This window comes from Blastopirellula retiformator, from assembly GCF_007859755.1.
GTDB classification, from domain to species: domain Bacteria; phylum Planctomycetota; class Planctomycetia; order Pirellulales; family Pirellulaceae; genus Blastopirellula; species Blastopirellula retiformator.
Map to the genome: position 1 here is coordinate 711,178 of NZ_SJPF01000004.1, position 20,433 is coordinate 731,610.

General features: G+C 59.2%; 16 protein-coding genes, 1 tRNA gene and 2 pseudogenes. 7 read left to right on the top strand and 12 right to left on the bottom strand.

Features of this window, described 5'->3' with window-relative positions; translation table 11 throughout:
* Window positions 1-266 precede the first annotated feature (266 nt).
* Window positions 267-494, top strand: coding sequence for a DUF1653 domain-containing protein (locus Enr8_RS18740; RefSeq protein WP_146434404.1), 228 nt, complete (start codon window positions 267-269; stop codon window positions 492-494).
* 181 nt (window positions 495-675) lie between these two features.
* Here the strand turns inward: Enr8_RS18740 and Enr8_RS18745 are convergent, their stop codons facing one another.
* Window positions 676-2,160: a D-alanyl-D-alanine carboxypeptidase family protein gene (locus tag Enr8_RS18745; RefSeq protein WP_146434407.1), complete on the bottom strand. Its 1,485-nt coding sequence runs from the start codon at window positions 2,158-2,160 to the stop codon at window positions 676-678.
* Between the two features lie 55 nt (window positions 2,161-2,215).
* Complete coding sequence (locus tag Enr8_RS18750; protein ID WP_146434409.1) at window positions 2,216-3,163, bottom strand: DUF1559 domain-containing protein; 948 nt, start codon at window positions 3,161-3,163, stop codon at window positions 2,216-2,218.
* A gap of 280 nt (window positions 3,164-3,443) precedes the next feature.
* On the opposite strand from Enr8_RS18750, the gene Enr8_RS18755 reads away from it, so the two are divergent.
* Window positions 3,444-3,875 carry a carboxypeptidase-like regulatory domain-containing protein gene (locus tag Enr8_RS18755; RefSeq protein WP_146434411.1) on the top strand — a complete coding sequence of 144 codons (432 nt, stop codon included), beginning with the start codon at window positions 3,444-3,446 and terminating at the stop codon, window positions 3,873-3,875.
* A 333-nt stretch (window positions 3,876-4,208) separates the two neighbouring features.
* Here the strand turns inward: Enr8_RS18755 and Enr8_RS18760 are convergent, their stop codons facing one another.
* Complete coding sequence (locus Enr8_RS18760; protein ID WP_146434413.1) at window positions 4,209-5,177, bottom strand: hypothetical protein; 969 nt, start codon at window positions 5,175-5,177, stop codon at window positions 4,209-4,211.
* Window positions 5,178-5,392: 215 nt separating this feature from the next.
* Between Enr8_RS18760 and Enr8_RS18765 the strand changes: the two genes are divergently transcribed.
* The 3 genes and pseudogenes from Enr8_RS18765 to Enr8_RS18775 all read left to right on the top strand — a co-directional run bounded on the left by Enr8_RS18765 (window position 5,393) and on the right by Enr8_RS18775 (window position 8,422).
* Window positions 5,393-6,190: an ATP-grasp domain-containing protein gene (locus tag Enr8_RS18765; protein WP_146434415.1), complete on the top strand. Its 798-nt coding sequence runs from the start codon at window positions 5,393-5,395 to the stop codon at window positions 6,188-6,190.
* A gap of 142 nt (window positions 6,191-6,332) precedes the next feature.
* Window positions 6,333-7,542, top strand: a pseudogene (locus Enr8_RS18770) (IS3 family transposase).
* A 79-nt stretch (window positions 7,543-7,621) separates the two neighbouring features.
* The gene (locus Enr8_RS18775) at window positions 7,622-8,422 is read left to right on the top strand and encodes a class I SAM-dependent methyltransferase (protein WP_146434417.1); all 801 of its coding nucleotides are present in this window, start codon (window positions 7,622-7,624) and stop codon (window positions 8,420-8,422) included.
* Between the two features lie 4 nt (window positions 8,423-8,426).
* Here the strand turns inward: Enr8_RS18775 and Enr8_RS18780 are convergent, their stop codons facing one another.
* The 9 genes and pseudogenes from Enr8_RS18780 to Enr8_RS18820 all read right to left on the bottom strand — a co-directional run bounded on the left by Enr8_RS18780 (window position 8,427) and on the right by Enr8_RS18820 (window position 18,792).
* On the bottom strand, window positions 8,427-9,242 hold the full coding sequence (locus Enr8_RS18780; protein WP_246120150.1) for a c-type cytochrome: 816 nt from the start codon (window positions 9,240-9,242) through the stop codon (window positions 8,427-8,429).
* Between the two features lie 110 nt (window positions 9,243-9,352).
* Window positions 9,353-9,922: a paraquat-inducible protein A gene (locus tag Enr8_RS18785; protein WP_146434419.1), complete on the bottom strand. Its 570-nt coding sequence runs from the start codon at window positions 9,920-9,922 to the stop codon at window positions 9,353-9,355.
* A 17-nt stretch (window positions 9,923-9,939) separates the two neighbouring features.
* Window positions 9,940-11,100 carry a hypothetical protein gene (locus tag Enr8_RS18790; protein WP_146434422.1) on the bottom strand — a complete coding sequence of 387 codons (1,161 nt, stop codon included), beginning with the start codon at window positions 11,098-11,100 and terminating at the stop codon, window positions 9,940-9,942.
* Window positions 11,101-11,335: 235 nt separating this feature from the next.
* Window positions 11,336-11,704 (bottom strand): hypothetical protein, encoded by a 369-nt coding sequence (locus tag Enr8_RS18795; RefSeq protein WP_246120151.1) that lies wholly within the window; start codon window positions 11,702-11,704, stop codon window positions 11,336-11,338.
* 37 nt (window positions 11,705-11,741) lie between these two features.
* A pseudogene (locus tag Enr8_RS18800) lies at window positions 11,742-11,879 on the bottom strand (IS3-like element ISBlma5 family transposase); the annotation flags it as partial.
* 1,179 nt (window positions 11,880-13,058) lie between these two features.
* Window positions 13,059-13,131, bottom strand: a tRNA-Glu gene (locus Enr8_RS18805).
* Window positions 13,132-13,456: 325 nt separating this feature from the next.
* Window positions 13,457-14,887 carry a DUF1501 domain-containing protein gene (locus Enr8_RS18810; protein ID WP_146434425.1) on the bottom strand — a complete coding sequence of 477 codons (1,431 nt, stop codon included), beginning with the start codon at window positions 14,885-14,887 and terminating at the stop codon, window positions 13,457-13,459.
* Window positions 14,888-14,932: 45 nt separating this feature from the next.
* The gene (locus Enr8_RS18815) at window positions 14,933-17,533 is read right to left on the bottom strand and encodes a PSD1 and planctomycete cytochrome C domain-containing protein (RefSeq protein ID WP_146434428.1); all 2,601 of its coding nucleotides are present in this window, start codon (window positions 17,531-17,533) and stop codon (window positions 14,933-14,935) included.
* 197 nt (window positions 17,534-17,730) lie between these two features.
* On the bottom strand, window positions 17,731-18,792 hold the full coding sequence (locus tag Enr8_RS18820; RefSeq protein ID WP_146434430.1) for a lactonase family protein: 1,062 nt from the start codon (window positions 18,790-18,792) through the stop codon (window positions 17,731-17,733).
* Between the two features lie 232 nt (window positions 18,793-19,024).
* Between Enr8_RS18820 and Enr8_RS18825 the strand changes: the two genes are divergently transcribed.
* The gene (locus Enr8_RS18825) at window positions 19,025-20,038 is read left to right on the top strand and encodes a sugar phosphate isomerase/epimerase family protein (protein WP_146434431.1); all 1,014 of its coding nucleotides are present in this window, start codon (window positions 19,025-19,027) and stop codon (window positions 20,036-20,038) included.
* A 17-nt stretch (window positions 20,039-20,055) separates the two neighbouring features.
* Window positions 20,056-20,289, top strand: a complete 234-nt coding sequence (locus Enr8_RS18830; protein WP_146434433.1) for a hypothetical protein — start codon at window positions 20,056-20,058, stop codon at window positions 20,287-20,289.
* Window positions 20,290-20,433: the final 144 nt, after the last annotated feature.

Here is a 20,433-nt window from a genome sequence, read left to right on the forward strand (position 1 = left end):
GGCGTAGGGAGAAGGTAGCACGTTCTGTGCCACCTTGTCTCAAGGAGCAAAATGAATCACAAATTCGCTGTTTTCAGTAGCTTGCGCTGATTACTTCGTCGTAACGCGCAATGTCGTAAGGGGACGATGCCCGGTTTTTGCGCATTCTGTTGAGTCGATTGCGCGGCCTGACAGCCACCGCCCGTTCATGATATCAATTTGTCGGGTTACGTCGAAACATATTCCTAGTCGTATCAGCTAAGAAATTCCACCCGCTGGAGCTACCTGTGGAAACAAATATTTTGCCAGGACGCTATCGCCACTACAAAGGCCGCGACTACACCGTGCTCGGAATCGCTCAGCACAGCGAAACCGAGGAGTCGCTTGTCGTCTATCGGCAGGAATATCCCCCCTTCGGACTTTGGGTTCGCCCGGCGGAGATGTTTGCCGAATCGGTAGAGATCGACGGTCGCGTCGTCCCCCGGTTTGAAAAAATTGCCGATGAGACGAACTAGCGACATTCCGTCTGACGCCAGACCACGGCTAACTGCCTGTTGAAAAATGCCATCGTGGCATTTTCCAACCTCGCCAGGCTCAGAGCGTAGCTCTTCGCGGCTCGCAAAATAACGACCTACGTCGCTATTTTGCGATCGCATCCGTGCGATCACGCAGTCCGTCGAGAAAATCAACGGACTGCTAAGGCGCCGCAGCCGCTTGTCGCCTACTCCATGCCCAGCGATAGAGATTGCGCGAGTCAAGATAGCGATTGTCTCGCGTCGACCCCAGGATCACCACCAGCAGGCGATCCCCATCCCGCACTCCGGTCGAAACCAGGCAAGCCCCCGCGGCCCCGGTCATCCCCGTCTTGATGCCATCGAACCCTTCGATCCCCAACAGTTGGTTGGTGTTCTTCCACGTTTGCATCCGGGTCTTCGAGTCTTCGCTGGTCAACTCGCCCCGAAAATTTCGGGTGTTCACATAGCGACGAAAATCCTCATTCTGAAACGCCTCCCAGCCAAGGCGAACCAGATCGCGGGCGCTGCTGCGATTGGCGCTGTTGCCGTGCGGATCCAAGTAAATCGTCTCCTTCATCGACAGCGCAGCAGCGCGACGATTCATCGCCACCACAAAACGTCGCAGCGCCTCATCGCGCGTCACCTCCGTATCGCGCGCCGTGCCGATGGCGACCGGTCGGTCGGCGTCCGCCGGCAAGTAGCGCCCAAAATGCTCCGCCAGCACAACCGCCGCATCATTGCCGGAAGGGAGAAGCAATCCGTAGAGCGCCTCTTTCGCCAAAATCGTTTCGCCGGCTTTCAGACTGGCGGTCGAACCAGGGGTCTTGTCGGCTCGCTCCGAGACGACCAGACGATCATTCCAGCGCTGGGGCGCCGCCTGACAAAGTTCCATCACCAGCAGCGCGGTCATCATCTTGGTGGTGCTAGCCATTGCCCGGACCTGCGACGAGTTCTTGCTCCAGAGGATCTCTCCGGTCGATCCATCCGCAATCGCCCACGCCTGAGCCTGCACTAGCGGCGGCCCCTTCAGATCGTCCGCCGGTTGGCGCTGACTGTCGGCGGGCGGAAATTCACCGACGATCTCCAGCGCGCCGAGATAGGCGTATTTCGACTGTGGCGCACACCGAACGCGGATCTTCACTTTCCCGTCCGCGTCGGCCAAGACGCGATCAAAGACGAGCCGCTCCGCCTGGTTGTCGTGGGCGTCGAGCGTTCCCGACGCTCCTGCTAGCTCGTACTCTCCGATCCGCCGCGCCGAGCCTCCCATCCGCGAAGCGAAGATCGTCACTTGATAGGAGGCTTCCGGCTTGAGACCTTCCAATTGAAACTCGGCCTGATCATCAATGCCGGTTTCGACAAACAACGAATCTTGGCTCGCCGCGCTCGGCCAATCTGCCAGCAACTTCGTGCCGGCCAGGTTGTAACCGGCCCAAGGATTCGTTTGGCGAATTGCCACAGACGTGACCAGTCCGTCCGCGTCTTGGCAGTCGGTGACGACCAAGCCAACCGAGGTCGGCTTATCGACGTTGTTCCAAGGCGCGACGCTGCGATTCTGGGAAGCGCCGAAGTCGATTCGCACGGTCTGATCGGCGGCAAACGCCGGCAGAGCCAGAAACATCCCCCAACCGGCCAGCACAAGTTTCGAAACGGTTTGTTGATACGTCACAGATGCGTAGGCCTTCAAGAAAAACTGGGGAGAGTATGCGAACCGGATCCGAGGGCTAGCCGTCAAGGTTGCCCAGCACCTTACCGTCGGCTCGATCTGCGACGTTGTTGATCACCTCGCCATCGAGCGTCTCAGCGATAAAGCGAACCGAACCATCCACCAGCACAAACTGAGCGCCGCCCGAGTGATGGCTGCTATAGGCGGACGGATTCGAGCCGTTAATTCGGAAGGTCGTTGAGGAACTCAGACTGGTCTGCGTACAGAGATAGCCGCCATTGTAAGGATTGCCGACCCACAACCCGCCGCGACGGCTAACCCCGCCGTATTCGCCATAGACGACTTCGCCAAGCATCACGGTGTTGCTCGTTCCGTCGATCACATCCCGCAATTTGACGGCGCTATTGGCGGAGAACATGCCGGTTTCCGTCTTCTCATAGTTCCCCCAGTCATACCCAGCGCCCGGGATGGTCGCGGTCGTGGCGATATTCTTGGAACCATAGTTGCCCAGGTAATTTGAGGTTCCATGCTCCCAGCGGTTAGGCGTGGAGTTCAGGTCATCCCCGGTATCGCTTGGGCAGCGATAAACTGAAAGCGGCGTCTGAGAAAGAGGCTGATGCGTCGAAGCTCGGACTTGGTAGCTCGTCATATCGAGCGCGTCGTACAAATTTTGTTGCTCGATAAACGGCATGATCATCACCCCCCAGCCCCAGCCGGGAGCGCCGAAACCGACGCGTCCCGTCGCGACCGAAGCGGCGTTGGCGTAGCGACCATAGTAGGCGGCCGGCAGTTTGCCATGCGTATCGTGATAGTTGTGCAGACCCAATCCCATTTGCTTCAAGTTGTTTTGGCAACCCATCCGCCGAGCCGCTTCGCGGGCTTGTTGAACGGCTGGAAGCAACAGGGCGATGAGCACCCCGATGATGGCGATGACGACCAACAGCTCAACGAGCGTGAAGCCCTTGGCTTGCGGCCGAGCGTTTGGCTGGATTTGTTGGCAATGCATACGACGATCCCTCTCGTTCACAAATGATAGAACGGATAAAGCACAACGTGAGTTGGAAAAGAACATCCCTTGAGTCAGGTGGGTACTATGCTATGCCGATATATCGGCAACCCGCGATATCTATTCTTGCAAACGAATGAACCGTTTTTGCAACCTTTTCGTCGCCTCCTTTTTTTCGTATCGCGAATCGACCCTGAAACGGTATAACGCAAACCAGTCTCAGCCCCGGAGACTTCGTCGACTCGCGAAATACTTGCATCTTCATTTTCAGGGGACTTCTATGCCGTCTCGACGCGATTCTTTCTACGACCGACGTTGCGCTTTCGCGATCTGCCTAGGGCTATTGGGAATCGCCGGCCTGGGCTGCAGCGCCGATCCCCATGGTCCCGACGCCACCGTGACCGGAACCGTCACCCAGGCTGGCCAGCCGCTGGTCGACGCGATGGTCGCCTTTGAACCGGCTGCGGATAAGGGGAGAGGCGCTTTCGGCTTGACCGATGCGCAGGGAAGATACGAACTCCGTTTCGATTCGCAGCGGATGGGGGTCAAAAGCGGTGAATATGTCGTCTACATCACCGACGCCCAACTTGCCGACGACGGCGCAGCGCGGACCACCGGCCGAATTCCGAAGAAGTATGGTGAGAATTCTCCGCTTCAGCGGACCGTAGAGCCAGGCGGCAACACGATCGATTTTGTGCTTGAATCCAAGTAAATGGCGCCAACAGCGATCGCAGAGGAAACGAGCGTCTGCGCATTCCGTGCCCGCCAGCCGCCATCAACGTCTGCTTCGCTGCGCTCATTGAGCGTCGAACATTCCAAAGCAAGAATGCATTCCGTCGAGTTGTGGTCCGGCGCGCAAGCTGGCTCCATTCTTAAACGCGCCGCATTAGAGCGTTTTTCTGATAGCTGTAGCGTTTCTGGCGTTGGTGAGGCAAGCTGGTCAAGGCGACCGAAGCAGGCGAATCCTCAAGATTCGTCGATGCAGGTCAACGCCGACCAGCGCGGCCGCAACCAGCCAGAACGATACAGATGGAGGAAAACCGCTCTAGCTGGGCGTGCTGTCGTCCTGCGATGCTTTGGCTTGGGCACGAACTTGCGCTTCGGCGGCCGCCGCTTTGCGGATCCGAGCGCGACGACTGAAGAACCAGGCACATGCCACGGCGCCCAATGCCCAAGGCGCTAGCGGCAGCCAGTCACGGAGATTCATCGACCGCCGCGTCGGATGGCCCGACGTTGCGATTCGCACATCATCATTGGGCGCCATGCCCGAGATCAAACGCCGATGGACCAGCAAGTCGGGATCAATAACTTTGCTCCCCTTCGCCGGGTCGCAAAAATCCCCCGCAACATACTTGGAACGAATCAAGCCGGTCGCCTGGTCGGGGACGTCGGAGTTTTGATATCCGTAAACGCGGCTGTCGAAGCCAGCATGTTGCAGGTAGAGGACATGATCGAACTCCTCGCGGTCATGCACTTCGCCATCATGAATATGCCGCGTCGGAAAGTAGAGCGAATCGGTCGTCGCCGTTTCAAACTCAAACGCGATTGGATGGGGCTCGATTGTGCCGGCCGCTAGTTGAAAGACGGCGAATCCAAAGTCTCGGTACCCCGGAATCTCGTCCCACGTCGCCGCCGGCAACGTAAACTGAGGATCCAACCGAGCAAAGTCGGCCAGCCGCGGGACGAACGACGCGACGTAGTTTCCTACCTGAAATACCTGTAAATTACCCGCCGCACTGTTTGTCGGTGGCGACGCACAGCCAATACCGCGCTGCATCTCCCACGGGAAGCCAAGCTCAAGATCGTCGAAAAACGCGCCGTAACCTTGGAGATCAATAAATCGCAGGCTCGCATCGCTGGCCGGCGTTCGAACCGGCAGCGGCAAGATCATCGCATTCTCGTACGGCGAATCGTACTGCATCTGATAGACGAGCCGCTGCTTGCCGTCGGTGGTCGCGCAAGCAAAGATTCGCGTTGCGCCGACCGAGATCACCGGCTGAGAAAAGATGCACACTTCGTCCGCCTCCGTCGTGACACCGGGTCGATTGTTTCCCGGTGCTGCGATTGTATCGCTTGCCGTGGGGCAAGTCACCGGTTTTTCCCAGAGCCCAAGATCGGGTATAATAGGCTCGCTCGAATCTCTGCGTCTCTAACGCATTCGAGTTTCGCTCCGCTTCTCTATCCGGCCGCTTCGGCCATGATTTCCCCCATTTGATTCTTGGAGATACTATGCAACCACTTTTACTCGTTCGACCGACACTGATCAGCAAACTGGAGATGAGCGTCGCCAAGCGTCACTTCGAAGTCCAGCTGAATCGCACCGCATGTGCGGGCCGCCTGGTGATCGGCCGCTATTCAATCGAACCTTTCTACGAAGAACTGGCCGACGATCTGCGTCACATCGGCTCGCGACTAATCAACTCGGTCGACGAACATCGCTGGATTGCGTCGTTCGCCTATTACGACGAAGTCAAAGCATTCACGCCGCGTACCTGGCGCGAAGAAGAATTTGCCGCCTGTCGAAATGCTGGTCCTTTCGTCGTCAAAGGAAAACTAAAATCGAAAAAGCTGCGTTGGAAGACGCAGATGTTCGCTCCCACAAAACGGGACGCGACTCGACTGGCGCATCAACTAAAAGAGTGGGACGCCGATCTGCGCGAACAAGGGGTCGTTTTTCGTGAGTACGTTCCGCTACGTACCTTCGAGGTTGGCGCCTATGGATTACCCATTGCCAACGAGTGGCGATTCTATTTTCATGGTCTGCGGATGCTGAGCGCCGGATATTATTGGTCGCTAGCAGATGCGCCGCCGCCAACTAACTTCCCCCCAGCCGCCTTTCGCTTTGCCCACAAGATCGCCCAAATCGCAGCCCGGTTTGCAACGTTTTATACGCTCGATGTCGCCGAAACCGCCGATGGGGATTGGATATTGATTGAGATCAACGACGGTCAGTCGGCCGTTCCCAGCGAACATGATCTTGACCAACTCTATGGTCGCTTGAAAGCCGAAGTGAGCGGAGTCCAGTAGTCCCAGGCGTTCGGGCAGTCTTCGACCTCTTTTCTGCGCAGGCGAACCTCCCAAGCTCATCTTGCGTCTATGGAGTGCTCCCCAAATCCTGATCCATTCGTTATGAAAGATCCAGAGCCAAAATTCTGGCGAAGGATTTTTTATGAGTAAGAAGCGACGTCGGCATTCGGCCGAACAGATCATCAAGAAGTTGCGGGACGCGGACGCCATGTTGGCGGCCGGCAAGAGCGTCGGCGAAGTGCTTCAGGCGTTGGAGGTGAGCGAGGCGACGCTCAGCCGTTGGCGAACGCAGTACGGCGGCATGAAGAGCGAAGAGGCGAAGCGGCTGAAATCGCTCGAAGAAGAGAACAACCGGCTGAAGCGGATCATCGCCGATCAGGCGCTCGACATCTCGATGCTGAAGGAGATCGCCAAGGGAAACTGACCACCCCTCAGTCGCGCCGCGAGGCGGTCAAGCAGCTTCAGGAGAACTATTCGGTCTCCGAGCGGCGGGCCTGTCGCGTGCTCGATCTGCCTCGATCGAGCCAGCGATTTGAGGGGAAGCCGAGGGACGAAGACGCCCGCCTGACCAAGCGAATTTTGGAGCTGGTGCGCGAGCGTCCGCGTTGGGGCTATCGCCAGATCTGTCAGCTGTTGCGACGCGAGGGGGAAACCTTGAACATGAAAAAGATGCACCGACTCTGGAAAGCGGCCGGGCTGAAAGTTCCGCAAAAACGCCGGAAAAAGCGGGCGACCGGCGTTTCAACGAACGCTTGCCACGTGCAGCCGGCCAGCTTCATGCATGACGTTTGGACGTGGGATTTCATTCAGTCGTCGACGGGCGAACGATCCGCTTTTTGAACATCGTCGACGAGTACACGCGGCAGTGCCTGACGATCAAAGTGGGCCGCAGCATCACAAGCGAAGATGCGATCGATACGCTGGCCGAACTCTTCTCGATGCATGGCGTGCCGAAGCGAATTCGCTGCGACAACGGCCCAGAGTTCATCTCGTGCGCGATCAAGACGTGGCTGGTGCTGATCGGCGTCGAGGTGCTGTACATCGAGCCAGGCTCGCCGTGGCAAAACGGCTTTTGCGAAAGCTTCAATAGTCGCCTACGTGATGAGTACCTGCACCAGACCGACCTGCGGAACGAGGAGGACGCGAGGATCAAAGCTCGGGCCTGGCGAGAAGACTTCAACGAGCGACGCCCGCACAGCAGCTTGGGCTACCTGACCCCGTCCGAGTTCGCGCGTCGCTGTGCCGCTTCCACTCCAGTCGCCGCTTCCACTCCAGTCGCTGCGCTCCTTCCGCTGCAGCGGCACAGCGACCCCACCCAATCGTTACCTGTTTCCCAAACCGATCTTTCATAAGGCTTGGTACAGAAAAAGGGGGCAGGCCAACTATACTGCGTTTCTCGCCAACCCGCTCCTTACGCAGTCAAACCGAACCATGACGCAGGAAGACCTACTACAGCGCAGTCGCGCCGCCTGGAACGAGGCCGCCCTCAGCGGCAATCGCTGGTCTCAGCCAATCGACGCCGACACGGTCGCCCGCGCTCGCGCCGGCGATTGGCAAGTCATCCTGACGCCCAACAAAGCGACGCCGCGCGATTGGTTTGGCGAGCTAGCCGGCAAGCAGGTGCTCTGCCTCGCTTCTGGCGGAGGGCAACAAGCGCCGACGCTGGCGGCCGCCGGAGCGCAGGTCGTCAGCCTGGACAACTCCGACGAGCAGCTGGCGCTCGACCGACTGGTCGCCGAGCGGGAAGGGCTTGCGATTCAGATCGAGCAGGGAGACATGGCCGATCTTTCCCGGTTCGCCGACGCCTCGTTCGATCTGGTCTTCAATCCTTGCTCGACCGTCTTCGTTCCGGATGTGCGGCCAGTTTGGCGCGAGTGTGCGCGAGTCTTGCGCTCCGGTGGGCGGCTGATGACCGGGTTTATGAACCCCAGCTATTTCCTGTTCGACCATGAGGAAGACGCAGCGACCGAAACGCTGCTGGTCCGTCACCAGCTTCCGTATGACGAATCGCAGCACCAAGATCTCAGCGAGACCCGCCGCCGCCAACTGGCTGCTGGCGAAGCGCTCGAGTTCAGCCACAGTCTGCAAACCCAGATCGGCGGACAACTGGCCGCCGGGCTACAGTTGATCGACCTGTACGAAGACTGGTGGTCCGACGAAGCGACGCGGCTCAACCGGTTCTCGCCAACGACGATTGCGACGTTGGCGATCAAACCGGGGGCGCCAAGCTAACCGCTTACTCGGGCGCGGCGCCGTTGTATTCGCCCCGCTTCTCGGCAGGGGGCAGATGCGTCTTCAGATCAAACGCCGGACGTGGGTGGCTGTTGATGAACGCCGCCACGTCGATCGCCTCTTGCGCGGTCAGACTGGCGTCATCCAGCGGCATGCCCACCTTCAGCCAAGAGGCCAACTTGTCGACGCGGCTTAGCCCGGCGCCTTGGTTGTACGACTGCTCGCCCCAGACCGGCGGGTTGTCGATGTCGCCGGCGCCCTCTTCGCCATGACAATCGGCACACTGGTGTTGGTAGAAGATCTTTCCGCGCTCGACGTCAGGCGTTTCATGCTTGGTCAGATCGAGCGCCGGCACATGGTTGGGACCGAGCGGCTTTTTGCCGTTCATCTCGATCGCGGCGCCCGTCGAGAGCCAGGTGATATAGGTGGTGATCGCGACGGCGACTTGGCTGCCGTTCGGAGGCCGCACGCCGTTCTGGCTGCGCATGAAGCAGTTGAGCACGCGATCTTCGAGCGTGATCACCCGCTTCTCGCGCGGCGACCAAGCGGGATAGGCGGCGGCCGTTTGCAAAAAGCTGCCTGCCTGCGGGTGTTTGCCGCCGTCGAGATGGCACGAAGTGCATCGCAGGGCATTGCCGACATACGGCTTGGAAAGGGGATGCTCGTTGGTTTCCATCACGAGCGTTTCGCCCAAGCGGACCACTTCGCCGAGTTGGCCGGCGGGGTAGGGGACTGGTGGATCTTCCGCCCTCGCGTTGCCAGTGGCCCCAATAGTCACCACCGCTAGCCCAAACGCCGCCATCCACGTACCGCGTCCCATGTCATGCTTCCTATGTTCGTCGCTCAATCCGGCGCAGCATCGTTTTGTCCCTCGATCACCCTAACTCGACGAGGCGCAAGCCAACGGTGAATCGACGCACACTTCCCGCCCTATTCAGGCGAAGGAGCCAGCTCTCCGCCGATCGTGGCGCTATCAGCGGCGACCTTACTGGGGTCATGCCGCGGCAACGTCAGCGCCGCAATCAAGCTCAAGATGATCGACGCCCAGAAGAAGTAGAAACCTGCCAGCGGATGGATCACCGTTCCAAACGGCAACGACTTGGTCAGCAGCAGCGAAAAGGCGACCAGAAAGACCTCCAGCATTGACCACGGCCCCATTCGCTCGGCCCAGGCGCGATAGAACGCGATCCGCCGCATGTCCTTCAGCCGCAAGGCCGATAGGGTCAAAGTGAGCAGCTTGAGCGTTGGCAGCAAGATCGAGAAGGCGAACGCCACTCCGCCCAAAAACGTATGCTCGCGCCAGATCGCATCGATGCTGCCGAGCAGCGAATACGTTTGATCATCCGACAAGAACCAGACGACCAATCCTTCGATCGGCCCCAGTTTCTCTCCCGGCGCCACTTGCACAAACGGCAGCGCAAGCCCGGCCACAAAGCAGGCGGTCGCCGCCGTCGTTAAGATCATGCACCAGAGTCGCCAGTTGCGAATAGATCGTTGCATCGCTTCGCTCCGTCGCGCTACTCACGTTCCCACGTATACGTAATCCGCTTGCCGAGCAAACTCTCTTTGGTTGTCGGCACCTCATGCACGCCCTTCCAAAATGACAGCGTCCCCGACGTGCCAAACGCCAACTTCAAGTCGCCAACCAGGTTGCCAGCCGTCAGCTTGATCTCGCGGCCGCCATCCTTTTTCGTCGTTTCGACGGCGCTGATGTCGCCATCGTCATTGCGGAGGATCAACTTCTTCCAGCCGATCGCAGCGTCGCCGCGGCGGAGGATGATGTTCGCCTCGTCCGACTTGCCGGTATGCTCAATCACGTACGTCACCTTGCCGTCGCCGCTGTCAAATAGCACGCCCGCCACATCCTCCGGCAGTTTTGGTTTCGCCGCCGGCGCTTCCGGGGCAGGCTCGGTTTCGACCTCGGTTTCAAACGGAATGTCGGCCAGTTTCCGGCTTCCCCACCAGACCAGCATCTTGCGGTCGCCAGCCGCCGGTTCGAAGTGGCTCAGGTTCACCAGCAGCGTGAAGGGGCTCGACTCGCTCACAATTTCGGAATCGAGCATCCGCGACTCTTCGGCGCCGATCACCTCGACATGGTAGCCGTTCGGTTCGTCCTCGGGCCGCAAGAGTCCAAAGCCCGAGATCTCCACGATTCGGGGCGATTGGTACTCCACCTCTTTGAGCGCTCCGTCGTACGCGTGCAGCTCGTTTAACTTGATCCGATTCGGATTGACCAGGTCGACAAACGGATCGAGCGGCCGGACGTCGACTTTCAAGTTCCGCAATAGTTGAATCGCTTTGTCCCGCGACTTCTCGGCCTGAATCTTTGGTAGCGCCTCCTCGAGCGCCGTCTTTAGCGCCTCCAGGTATGCCTTCAGCCGCGCATCGGCATACGCCACAAACCCTTTCGCCACCGCGCCATGTGAGATCAACGTATGGTCAGCAAAGTACCGGGCGTCCTTCGACAAGAACTCGGCCCCTTCGATCTTCAACTTGTCGATCATATGATCGGCCGCCGCCTGAACTTCTTCCGGCGCGCCGTCCGCAACGCGATTGAATTCGTTAATCGCATCAATCGCATCGGTCACCTGGCGAGTCAAATCGCCATTGAGCGCCACGGGGCGACACGAAGTAAGCAGCAACAGCGAACAGATGGCTATCACGTAAGGTCGGAGCATCGGCGATGTCCCTTCTTTTGTATTGGGGGGGGATGTTCGCAGCGCAAGGAATGGTCCTCCCCGGGCAGGGCTGCGAAGTCGAATTTCAATCCAAGTTGTTCGATCGGTTTCGCGAAAGAAACGCGACAACCAACGCGCGCAGTCAGGGCGCACGCTTATTATTCGCACAAATGCGACGCATATTGGAAAAAAGAGCGAATCGCCTGCGGCAAACCACACTCCAGCCGCAGAACGTCTACTCTGGCGGCAATGGCGCCTGCACGCTCGACATCAGGTACGCGACCAAATCGCGCGTCTCCTCGTCGGTCAGTTTCTGTAGCTGACCTTCCGGCATCAGCGACACTTGACTGGTCTTCATCGCTTCAATCTCTTGCCGGTCGATCGTGATCGCCTCTTGCGCCGACTGCAGCGTCAGCGTCCGCTCGTTCATCTGGCTGACCACGCCGTTCAGCACGCGGCCATCCTCCATCGCGATCACCACGGTCCGAAAGTCGGCGCCAACAGTGGCGCTCGGATCGATTGCGTTCTCCAGCAAATAGTCGAGGTTCTTCCGGTTCGAGCCAGACAGGTCCGGCCCCAACAATCGTCCTTGGCCATACAACACGTGACAACTGGCGCAGTCCTTGTTAAACAGCGCCCGGCCGGCTGAGCGTCGCCTCGCTCACTTCCAACGCCTGCAACACTTCGCCGACGCTCTTGCCAGCCGCCAACATCGCGTCCGCGTCCCGCAACTTCTTGATGATCTGTTCGGCCGAATGCCGACGTCGCTTCTTACTCATGAAAAATCCTTCGCCAGAATTTTGGCTCTGGATCTTTCATAACGAATGGATCAGGATTTGGGGAGCACTCCACACTCGAACCGACTGAAAAGCACTGTCGCAGACGATAGTGGCACCCAGCAGTCCGTTGATTTTCTCGACGGACTGCGTGATCGCAGGGATGCGATCCCAAAATAGCGACGTAGGTCGTTATTTTGCGAGCCGCGAAGAGCTATGCTCTGAGCCTGGCGAGGTTGGAAAATGCCACGATGGCATTTTTCAACAAGCAGCCAGCCGTAATTAGTCTTCCCTGAATGGCAAACCACATTCATGGCCACGCAAGGCCGTGGCCATGGCGCCCAATTTCCGCCTTCCGGCACCCCTCTTTTTGCTTGCCAAATTGCCCCGATTTTTAGTATAAATATGTCCAGGCATGCCGTGGGTTTGCGCCTGCGCGTGATTTGCACTTGTTTGCATTTCGCCGACCCCGTGGAGACGGGGAGTGATCTTGCCGCAGGGTAACTTTGCTTCTGCAGCGAGGAGAGAAGCAAACGTAAGCTAAGCAGCGTTTCCAGTCGCCTGCGATTTTGTAGGTCGGTTATTGGCTGGGCCTTCGTTGCCTGTCGTTTGCGCGACGTTTTTTGGGGCGTCGTTTGTTGGAACGTACGCGCGGTGGGAGCCGGGCAGGGTGGGCGAGGTTTTTCGCCGTTGATCGCTGCGCGGAACGGAAGGTTTGTGGCGGGAACAGGTTGCGTCGATTTTCGCAGCGCGGCGAGCTGACGGGCAGAAAAAAGTGCGGCTCGAGTCCACTACGATTAAAAAAATGAAACGGTCCGGTCCAGTCGTGCCGTTGGTTGGCTAGGGGACGCGAATGGCGAGGCATCATGTTGCGATGCGACCCGCCCGGCGAAACCGGACGGGGCACCCTGGACTTAAAAAAACGAAACGGTCCGGTCCAGTCGTGCGGTTGATTGGTTAAGGGGACGCGAATGGTGAGGCATCATGTTGCGATGCGACCAGTCCGGGGAAACCGGACGGGGCACCCTGGACTTAAAAAAACGAAACGGTCCGATCCAGTCGATTGCAACTGATCGTCTCGATGGGCCGCGTGTGGTTGCTTGCGTGCGGATTGCCTCGGGTTCGTGAAGAGAGAGGATTGGCGCCGGCGCATGAAAAAAGCTCGCTGGAGCGAGCTTTAAGTACCCCCTAGGGGAGTCGAACCCCTGTTTTTGGACTGAGAATCCAACGTCCTGGGCCACTAGACGAAGGGGGCGTACTTATCAGGTTGTGTGGTCGTTGGGCCGAGGCCCAACTGGCGGCGAGCGAAGAGGTTAGCTCTTTGCAGAGCCTAGCTTGCCTTGGGGCGGCTGGAAGGCCGCTCCCTGGTTGGATCGTCATTTGGCCCTTTTCGGCTCTACTTTTGCCAGCAAAGGACAGGTTAACGAAGGTTTCATGATTTTAATGGCGGCGGAAAACCAGTCAACGGGGCAGGAGGGCCCTGGGGGCCAATGACGAAATCCGAATGTCGAATGAAAGACCCGTATCGCCGCGACTTTCCGTCATTAGACATTTGGCCTTAGTCATTGGACATTTCCTTCCTAGGCGATGATGCTGTCGACGACGTGGCCGTGGATGTCAGTCAGGCGGAAGTCGCGGCCGGCGTAGCGGTAGGTTAGTTTTTCGTGGTCAAAGCCCATCAGCTTCATGATGGTGGCGTGCAGGTCGTGGACGTGGACCTTGTCTTCGACCGCGGCGAAGCCGAACTCGTCGGTAGCGCCATGGACGTGGCCTCCTTTGACGCCGCCGCCAGCCATCCAGGCAGTGAAGCCGTAGTGGTTGTGGTCGCGGCCGTTGATCTTGCCGGCGTTGGAGCCTTCCTTCGGCATTTCGACGGTCGGCGTACGACCGAACTCGCCGCTGCACAGGACGAGCGTCTCCTCGAGCATGCCGCTTTGCTTCAGGTCTTTCAGCAGGGCGGCGATGCCTTGGTCGCACTCCTTGGCCAGGCGGCGATGGTTGACTTCGATGTCGTCATGGTTGTCCCACGGTTGACCTTTGCCGTGCCACAGCTGCACGAAGCGGACGCCGCGCTCGACCAGGCGGCGGGCGATCAGCAGTTGGCGAGCCTGGGTACCGGGGCCATACATGTCGAGAACCCGCTTCGGTTCGCGAGAAACGTCAAACGCCTCGGCGGCTTCGGTTTGCATGCGGAAGGCGAGCTCAAACGATTGGATCCGCGATTCCAGCTGCGGGTCGTCGCCGCGGGCCGCTTGATGCTGGGCGTTGAGTTGGCGAAGCAGTTCGAGCTGGCGCACCTGGGCGTTGTGATCCATCCGCTGGTTGCGGACGTTGGCGATCAGCTTTTCGAGGTCGGTGTTTTTGGTGTCGACGTAGGTTCCCTGGAAAACGCCAGGCAGGAAACCGGCCTGCCAGTTTTGCGACTCCTGGATTGGATAGCCGCCGGGGCACATTGAGATAAAGGCCGGCAGGTTCTGGTTTTCGGTACCGAGGCCATAGACGAGCCACGAACCGAGACTGGGCCGCGGCAGTCGGGCTTCACCGCAGTTCATCAGCAGCAGCGAGGGCTCGTGATTGGGGACGTTGGCGTGCATCGAGCGGACGAAGCAGATATCGTCGACGCACTCGCCGAGATTCGAGAAGATCTCGCTCACCTCGATGCCGCTCTTGCCATACTTTTTGAACTTGTAGGGAGAGGGAAGGGCAACGCCGGTCGGGCGTTCGGTCTTCAGTTTGACGGGGATCTCTTTGCCGGCCCACTCGGCCAGTTTCGGCTTGGGATCGAACGTGTCGACATGCGACGGACCGCCGTTGAGGAAGATGTGAATCACATGCTTCGCTTTGACCGGAAAGTGGGGCTGCTTCGGCAGCAGCGGATTGGCGGGCGCGGCTTGAGCGGGAGAGCCAAACATCGAACCGAGCGCGAGCGAACCAAGCCCCATGCCGGTCAGCGAAAGCATGCTGCGGCGGTTGAGCAGGTCACGATTGGGCGAGCTAATCCAGTTGTCCATAATTCTCTCGGCAAGCGCACAAAGCGCGGCTATTTCGACGGGGCGTTAGTCGACAAAATGAAACTCATTGGAAACCAGCAGCACCTGGCTCAGCTGCGTCCAGGCGTCGACCGGTCGTTGGGTGTTGAAGTCGGAGGCGCTGTTCCAGGCGCGGACCTGGTCTCCCCGCATCACCAGGTTGACGGTCCATTCAAAGCTGTCGTGGGCGATCGAATCGCCCGACTCGCAGACGAAGTCGATCACGTCTCCTTGCTTGACGGCGACGCTGGCGACGTTGGTTGGGGGACTGCTGTTGTGCCCCTTCCAATTGCCGACCGGCCCGGCGGGACCGATGATCGAGACGAAAACGCCGTCTCCTTCTTTCTTCTTGTGACGCAAGGTTCCTTCAATCGAAACCTCGCCGGCGACCGGGGCGACCCAGCGACGAATCGCGGCCGCCTTCAAACCGCCGGGGTGTCCGCCGTTGGCCTTCAAGCTCGACCAGCCGGCAACCTTGTTGGGCAGTTCGGCGTCGGCCTGCCACGTTTTGCCATCGACCGAAACGTGCGAGTAAGGCGTGAACTTGTCGACCTTGCCGGTTTCGGCGTCGCGGCTGCCGTAGCCATACAGCCACGGCGTGGCGGGCTTCGGGTCGGCAGGAGCGTTACTGACAAACTTGGCGGCGAGGGTCAGCTCTTCTTCGCTGGGGTTGCGGCCCAGGGCTTGCTGATACAGTTGCGTGATCCGTTGGCGCGGATCGGCGATGTTGGCCGAGTCGCGGGCCAGCTTTTCGGCCTGGTTAAGCACGAACGAACTGTTGAGCATGAACAAGGCCTGCTGCGGCACGCTGGTCTCAGGACGAACCGGGCAGTGCGAGTCAGGGCCGGCGAAGTCGAACGTGCGGAACATGCCAGGCAGGTTCTGGCGATCGACGTGGCCGTAAATGGTGCGCCGCGGGGGCGATGGGTTGGCGGTGATGTCGACCGCGGGACCGCCGATCGTTTCGTCGAGCGAACCGGTCGCCACCAACAGGCTATCGCGCGAGGCCTCGAAATCGAGCCGGCGACGATTCATCCGCCAGAGGAAAATGTTGGTCGGGTCGATGGCGCGGCATTCAGCGCGATCGGCGCTCGCTTGTTGATAGGTCGCGGTCAGCACCAGGCGGCGGATCAGGCGTTTGACCGACCAGCCATCCTGCATGAACTCGACCGCCATGTCGTCGAGCAACTCGGGATGGCTCGGCAGTTCTCCCTGCACGCCAAAGTCGCTCGGCGTGGTGACCAGGCCTTCGCCAAACAGATGCCCCCAAACGCGATTCACGAAAACGCGAGCCGTCAGCGGATTGTCGGTCGAGGCGATCGCGCGAGCCAACTGCAGGCGGCCGCTGCCGTCGGTCAGCGGCATCGGCTTGTCTTCTTCCGTCAGCACCGAAAGGAACTGTCGCTTGGCGACTTCGCCATGGTTGCCAGGCTGACCCCGCTTGAAGATGCGAACGTTGTGCGGCTTCTCGTCGTGCAAGATCGGCGGCATCCCTTCGGGCGTCTCTTCTTTGGTGCTGTTAAGCACGCCGTACATGCTGTAGTAGTCGGCTTGGCTGATCGGATCAAACTTGTGATCGTGGCAACGGGCACAAGCGACGGTCAGCCCCAAAAAACCGCGCGAGACGACATCGATGCGATCATCGAGGATGTCATGCTTGCGATTGAGGAAGCGGCGACCGAGGGTCAGGTAACCGAGCGCCTCGAGATGCTGCTCCGCTTCGGGCAAGCGGTCGGCGGCCAGTTGCTGTTGGACAAACTTGTTAAACGGCAGGTCTGCGTTCAGCGAGGCGACGACCCAGTCGCGATACTTGTAGGCGCCGGCGTAGGCGCGATCTTCCTGAAAGACGTAACCCTTGGTGTCGGCATAGCGAGCAACGTCGAGCCAATGGCGAGCCCAACGTTCGCCAAAGTGGGGCGACGCGAGCAGTTGATCGACCAGCTTCTCGGTCGCTTTCGGGTCTTGATCATTCACATAGGCGTCGATCTGCTCTTTGGTCGGCGGCAAGCCGGTCAGGTCAAAGTAGAGACGACGGACCAGCACCTGCTTGTCGGCGGCCGGGGAAGGGGAGAGCCCTTTTTCTTCCTGCTTCGCCAGGATGAAGTTGTCGACGCCGCTGTGCGGCCAGTCGGCTTGCTTGACCTGGGGCGGATCGTGCCGCTGCGGATGCTTGAACGACCAGAAGTCGCGAGGATCTTTCTCAACATAGGTGATCGCTTCGCCGCCGCGGGGATCGGCCATGCCATCGGCGACCCATTTCTCGAAGATGGCGATTTCCTCGTCGCTCATCTTCCCTTTGGGCGGCATTTGATATCCGAACTCGTCGTAGCGGACCGCCTCGATCAGGATGCTTTCGTCCAGGCTGCCTGGCTCGACCGCCGGACCACTATCGCCGCCAGCGAGAATGCTGGCGCGGTTGTCGAGAATCAGTCCCCCTTCGACCTTGCGCGAGTCAGCCGAGTGGCACTCGTTGCAGTGCTTGGTCAGCAGCGGAGCGACCTTGTTCTCGAAGAACTGGATCTGCTCGGGCGTGAAGTCAGCGTGGGCGGGCTTCGCTTCTTCGGAGAGCGCAGCCGTCGACGCAAACAGCGAAATGATCAGCGGCATCCATAGCCAAGTTCGGCGCATGGGCGGCGGTTCCTAGAGGCGGGAGTGTGGTAGGGAGGCGGGGAGCGGCCACGAAGGCCGGAGTGCACGTACTATCTAAGGTACGCAATTGACGCGCTTTCAGCAACAAGATTCCGCTTGGCGCACACCTGCGCAAAGTAGCGAAATCCGCCCTTGAAGAAATCTGGAGGCCGAAAATCGGCATTTCGCACTTAGAACTAGTCGTCGAAGGTGACGACCTGCACCCAACTGGGGGTTTTGCCGGTCTTGTAGACCGCCAGCGGAATCAGGTCGCCACTGGTTTTATAGAAACGATAGGCGGCCATTTGGTCGCCTCTTTGGCCAGCCGAGTAAAGAAACTTCTGGCTGGGGCTCAAGTTGAACGATCGGGGAAAGTTTTCGGTCGGCGTTTGACCAAGCGCCGTCAGTTGACCATCGTCGCTAATCGCAAACCGGGCGATCGAGTGGTGCCCGCGATTGCTAACGAAGGCGAACTTGCCGTCGGCCGTCACTTCGATATCGGCGCAGGTGTTGCTGCCGCCGGCAGTATAGTCGGCAGGCAGCGTCGAAACCGTTTGCCGCGGCGTCAGCGTTCCTTTTGCCGGGTCAAAGTCGAACGACGTGATGCTGTCGCCATACTCGTCCGACGTGAAGCAGATCGGCAACGTCGGGTGGAATTGAATGTGCCGCGGACCGGCGCCTTCCGGCGCTTCGACCGCCGGCGGATCGCTGGCGGTCAGCTTGCCTTGGGCCGGATCCCAGCGGAACTGGAAGACCTTGTTCGGGCCGGTGTGCGGCACGAAGCCAAACTTGCCCGACGGGTCGGTTCGCAGGCAATGGGCGTTTTTCGCCGTGGGGCAAGTCTGCGCCAGGTCGCCAATATCGCCGCCTTCGACCGGGTGAACCGTCACTTGGCCGGCGCCATAGTAGGCGTTGATCAACCATTTGCCATTAGGATCGCAGAAGACGAAGCAACTGGTCGCTTCGAGCGGGACCGATTCGATTTGCGTCAGATCGCCGGTCTCGGCATTGGTCGCAAAGCTGAGCAAACAATCGGGGCGCGAGGCCGACACGTAGGCGAACTTTTGATCGGGGGAGAGCGCCATCGGACCGGGCGCGGCCTCAAGCTGCAACGTTTTGACCAGCGTCAGGTCTCCCTTTTCCTCATCCATCGCAAAGATCGAGATCGTCTTATCGCCGCCGTTGGATACAAAAACGAACGACTTGGCCGAAGCCGACGTGGCGACCAACAACAGTAACAAGAGCGTCGCAATTCGCATGACGTTTACTCGCAATCCGATCAAGGGGCAGTGAGGAATATAGGCGGGCCGAGGTGAGCGTCCGTCGTCAGCGAAGACGGTCGCCTACCAGGATAACCCGACTTATGGCGCGAAGCGACACCCTTTTTCCGGCAAGAAAACGAGGTTTTAGGGTGGTTGCGACTGCTTCGCTTCCCCCGCACAATACACGTCTTTCTCAGTGTTCCTGAAACCATTTTCGCTAGGGCGATTCATGAACGAGCTTCCCCAAGTGCTCCTCTCCGGCTTTGCGGACGAAGCGGCCAACGACAAACTTGCGGTCCAACAATTCAGCGCCTTCGCCGCGCTCGGGCTCGAATACTACAGCATCCGCTTCATTGACGTCGGCAACGGCATCAAGAACGTGATGCAGTTGACCAAGTCGGAAATCGCCAAGATTCGGCACATGGAAGGGGAATACGGCCTGAACGTCGCCTCGATCGGTTCGCCGATCGGCAAGGTGAAGCTGGTCGATACCAATGACGGCTCGAAGAACAAGTTCGTCAAGTTCGACAAATACCTGAAGAGCGACGTGCAGAAGGCGTGCGATCTGGCGCATGCCTTCGAGACGAAGCTGATCCGCGGCTTCTCGTTCTATCACCCGATCGGATCCGATCCGTACGACCACATCCCGCAAGCGGTCGATCAGCTGGGACAAATCGCCGAAGCCTGTCATCGCAGCGACCTGACCTTCGGCCTGGAAGTCGAAGCGAACCTGATTGGCCAGAACGGCGACATCCTGGCTGAGATTCACAAGCAAGTGAATCACCCGGCGATGGTGTTGATCTTTGACGCCGGCAATCTGGTCTGCCAAGGCTATACGCCGGACGAAGTTTATCAGCAGTATGTCGCCATGAAGCCAGGCCTCGGCTGGATGCACATCAAAGATTACAAGGTGACCAAGCCGATCACCGAGAAGGGGCATATCGACGAAGACGCCCTGAAGAACTTTGTGCCGGCCCACTTGGGCGACAGCGGCCACGAACGGATCTTGCGCGACTTCGCCACGATGATCCCGAAGCTCGAGAAGAAGCTGAAGAAACGCGGCATCCCGGGCGTCTTCCTCGATCTCGAACCGCACGTCAAAGGTGGCGGCCAGTTCGGCGGCTTCAGCGGTCCCGATGGTATGGGCGTGGCGCTTCGCGGCTTGTGCAAGACGCTCGACTTCGCCGGCGTCGATTATCACCTGCGTGATTTCGACGACATCTGCGCTGCCCGCGGCTTCTAAGAAAGCGGACTTCAACAATGTCACGCGATCGTCAAACGATCGGCGGTTGTCCCAAGTGCAAGTCAGCGACGATGACTTGCACGTACAACCACTTTCAGAACGACGAGTTGGAAATCCACAGTTGGGAGCACAAGTGCCCCGACTGCGGCCACCGCGAGACCTCTGCGCTGCGCAGCGATGAGGAAGACGACGCCGAGGATTTTCCCCATGGGGACAAGTGCCCGTATTGTGGAAGAATCGCAAGCATGTAGCTCGCCGCACTAACCCGAGGCGCAATCCGAGGGAATGCGGTCGCAAGCAAATGACCAATGTCTAATAACTAATGACTAGCTGCCTGTTGAAAAATGCCATCGTGGCATTTTCCAACCTCGCCAGGCTCAGAGCATAGCTCTTCG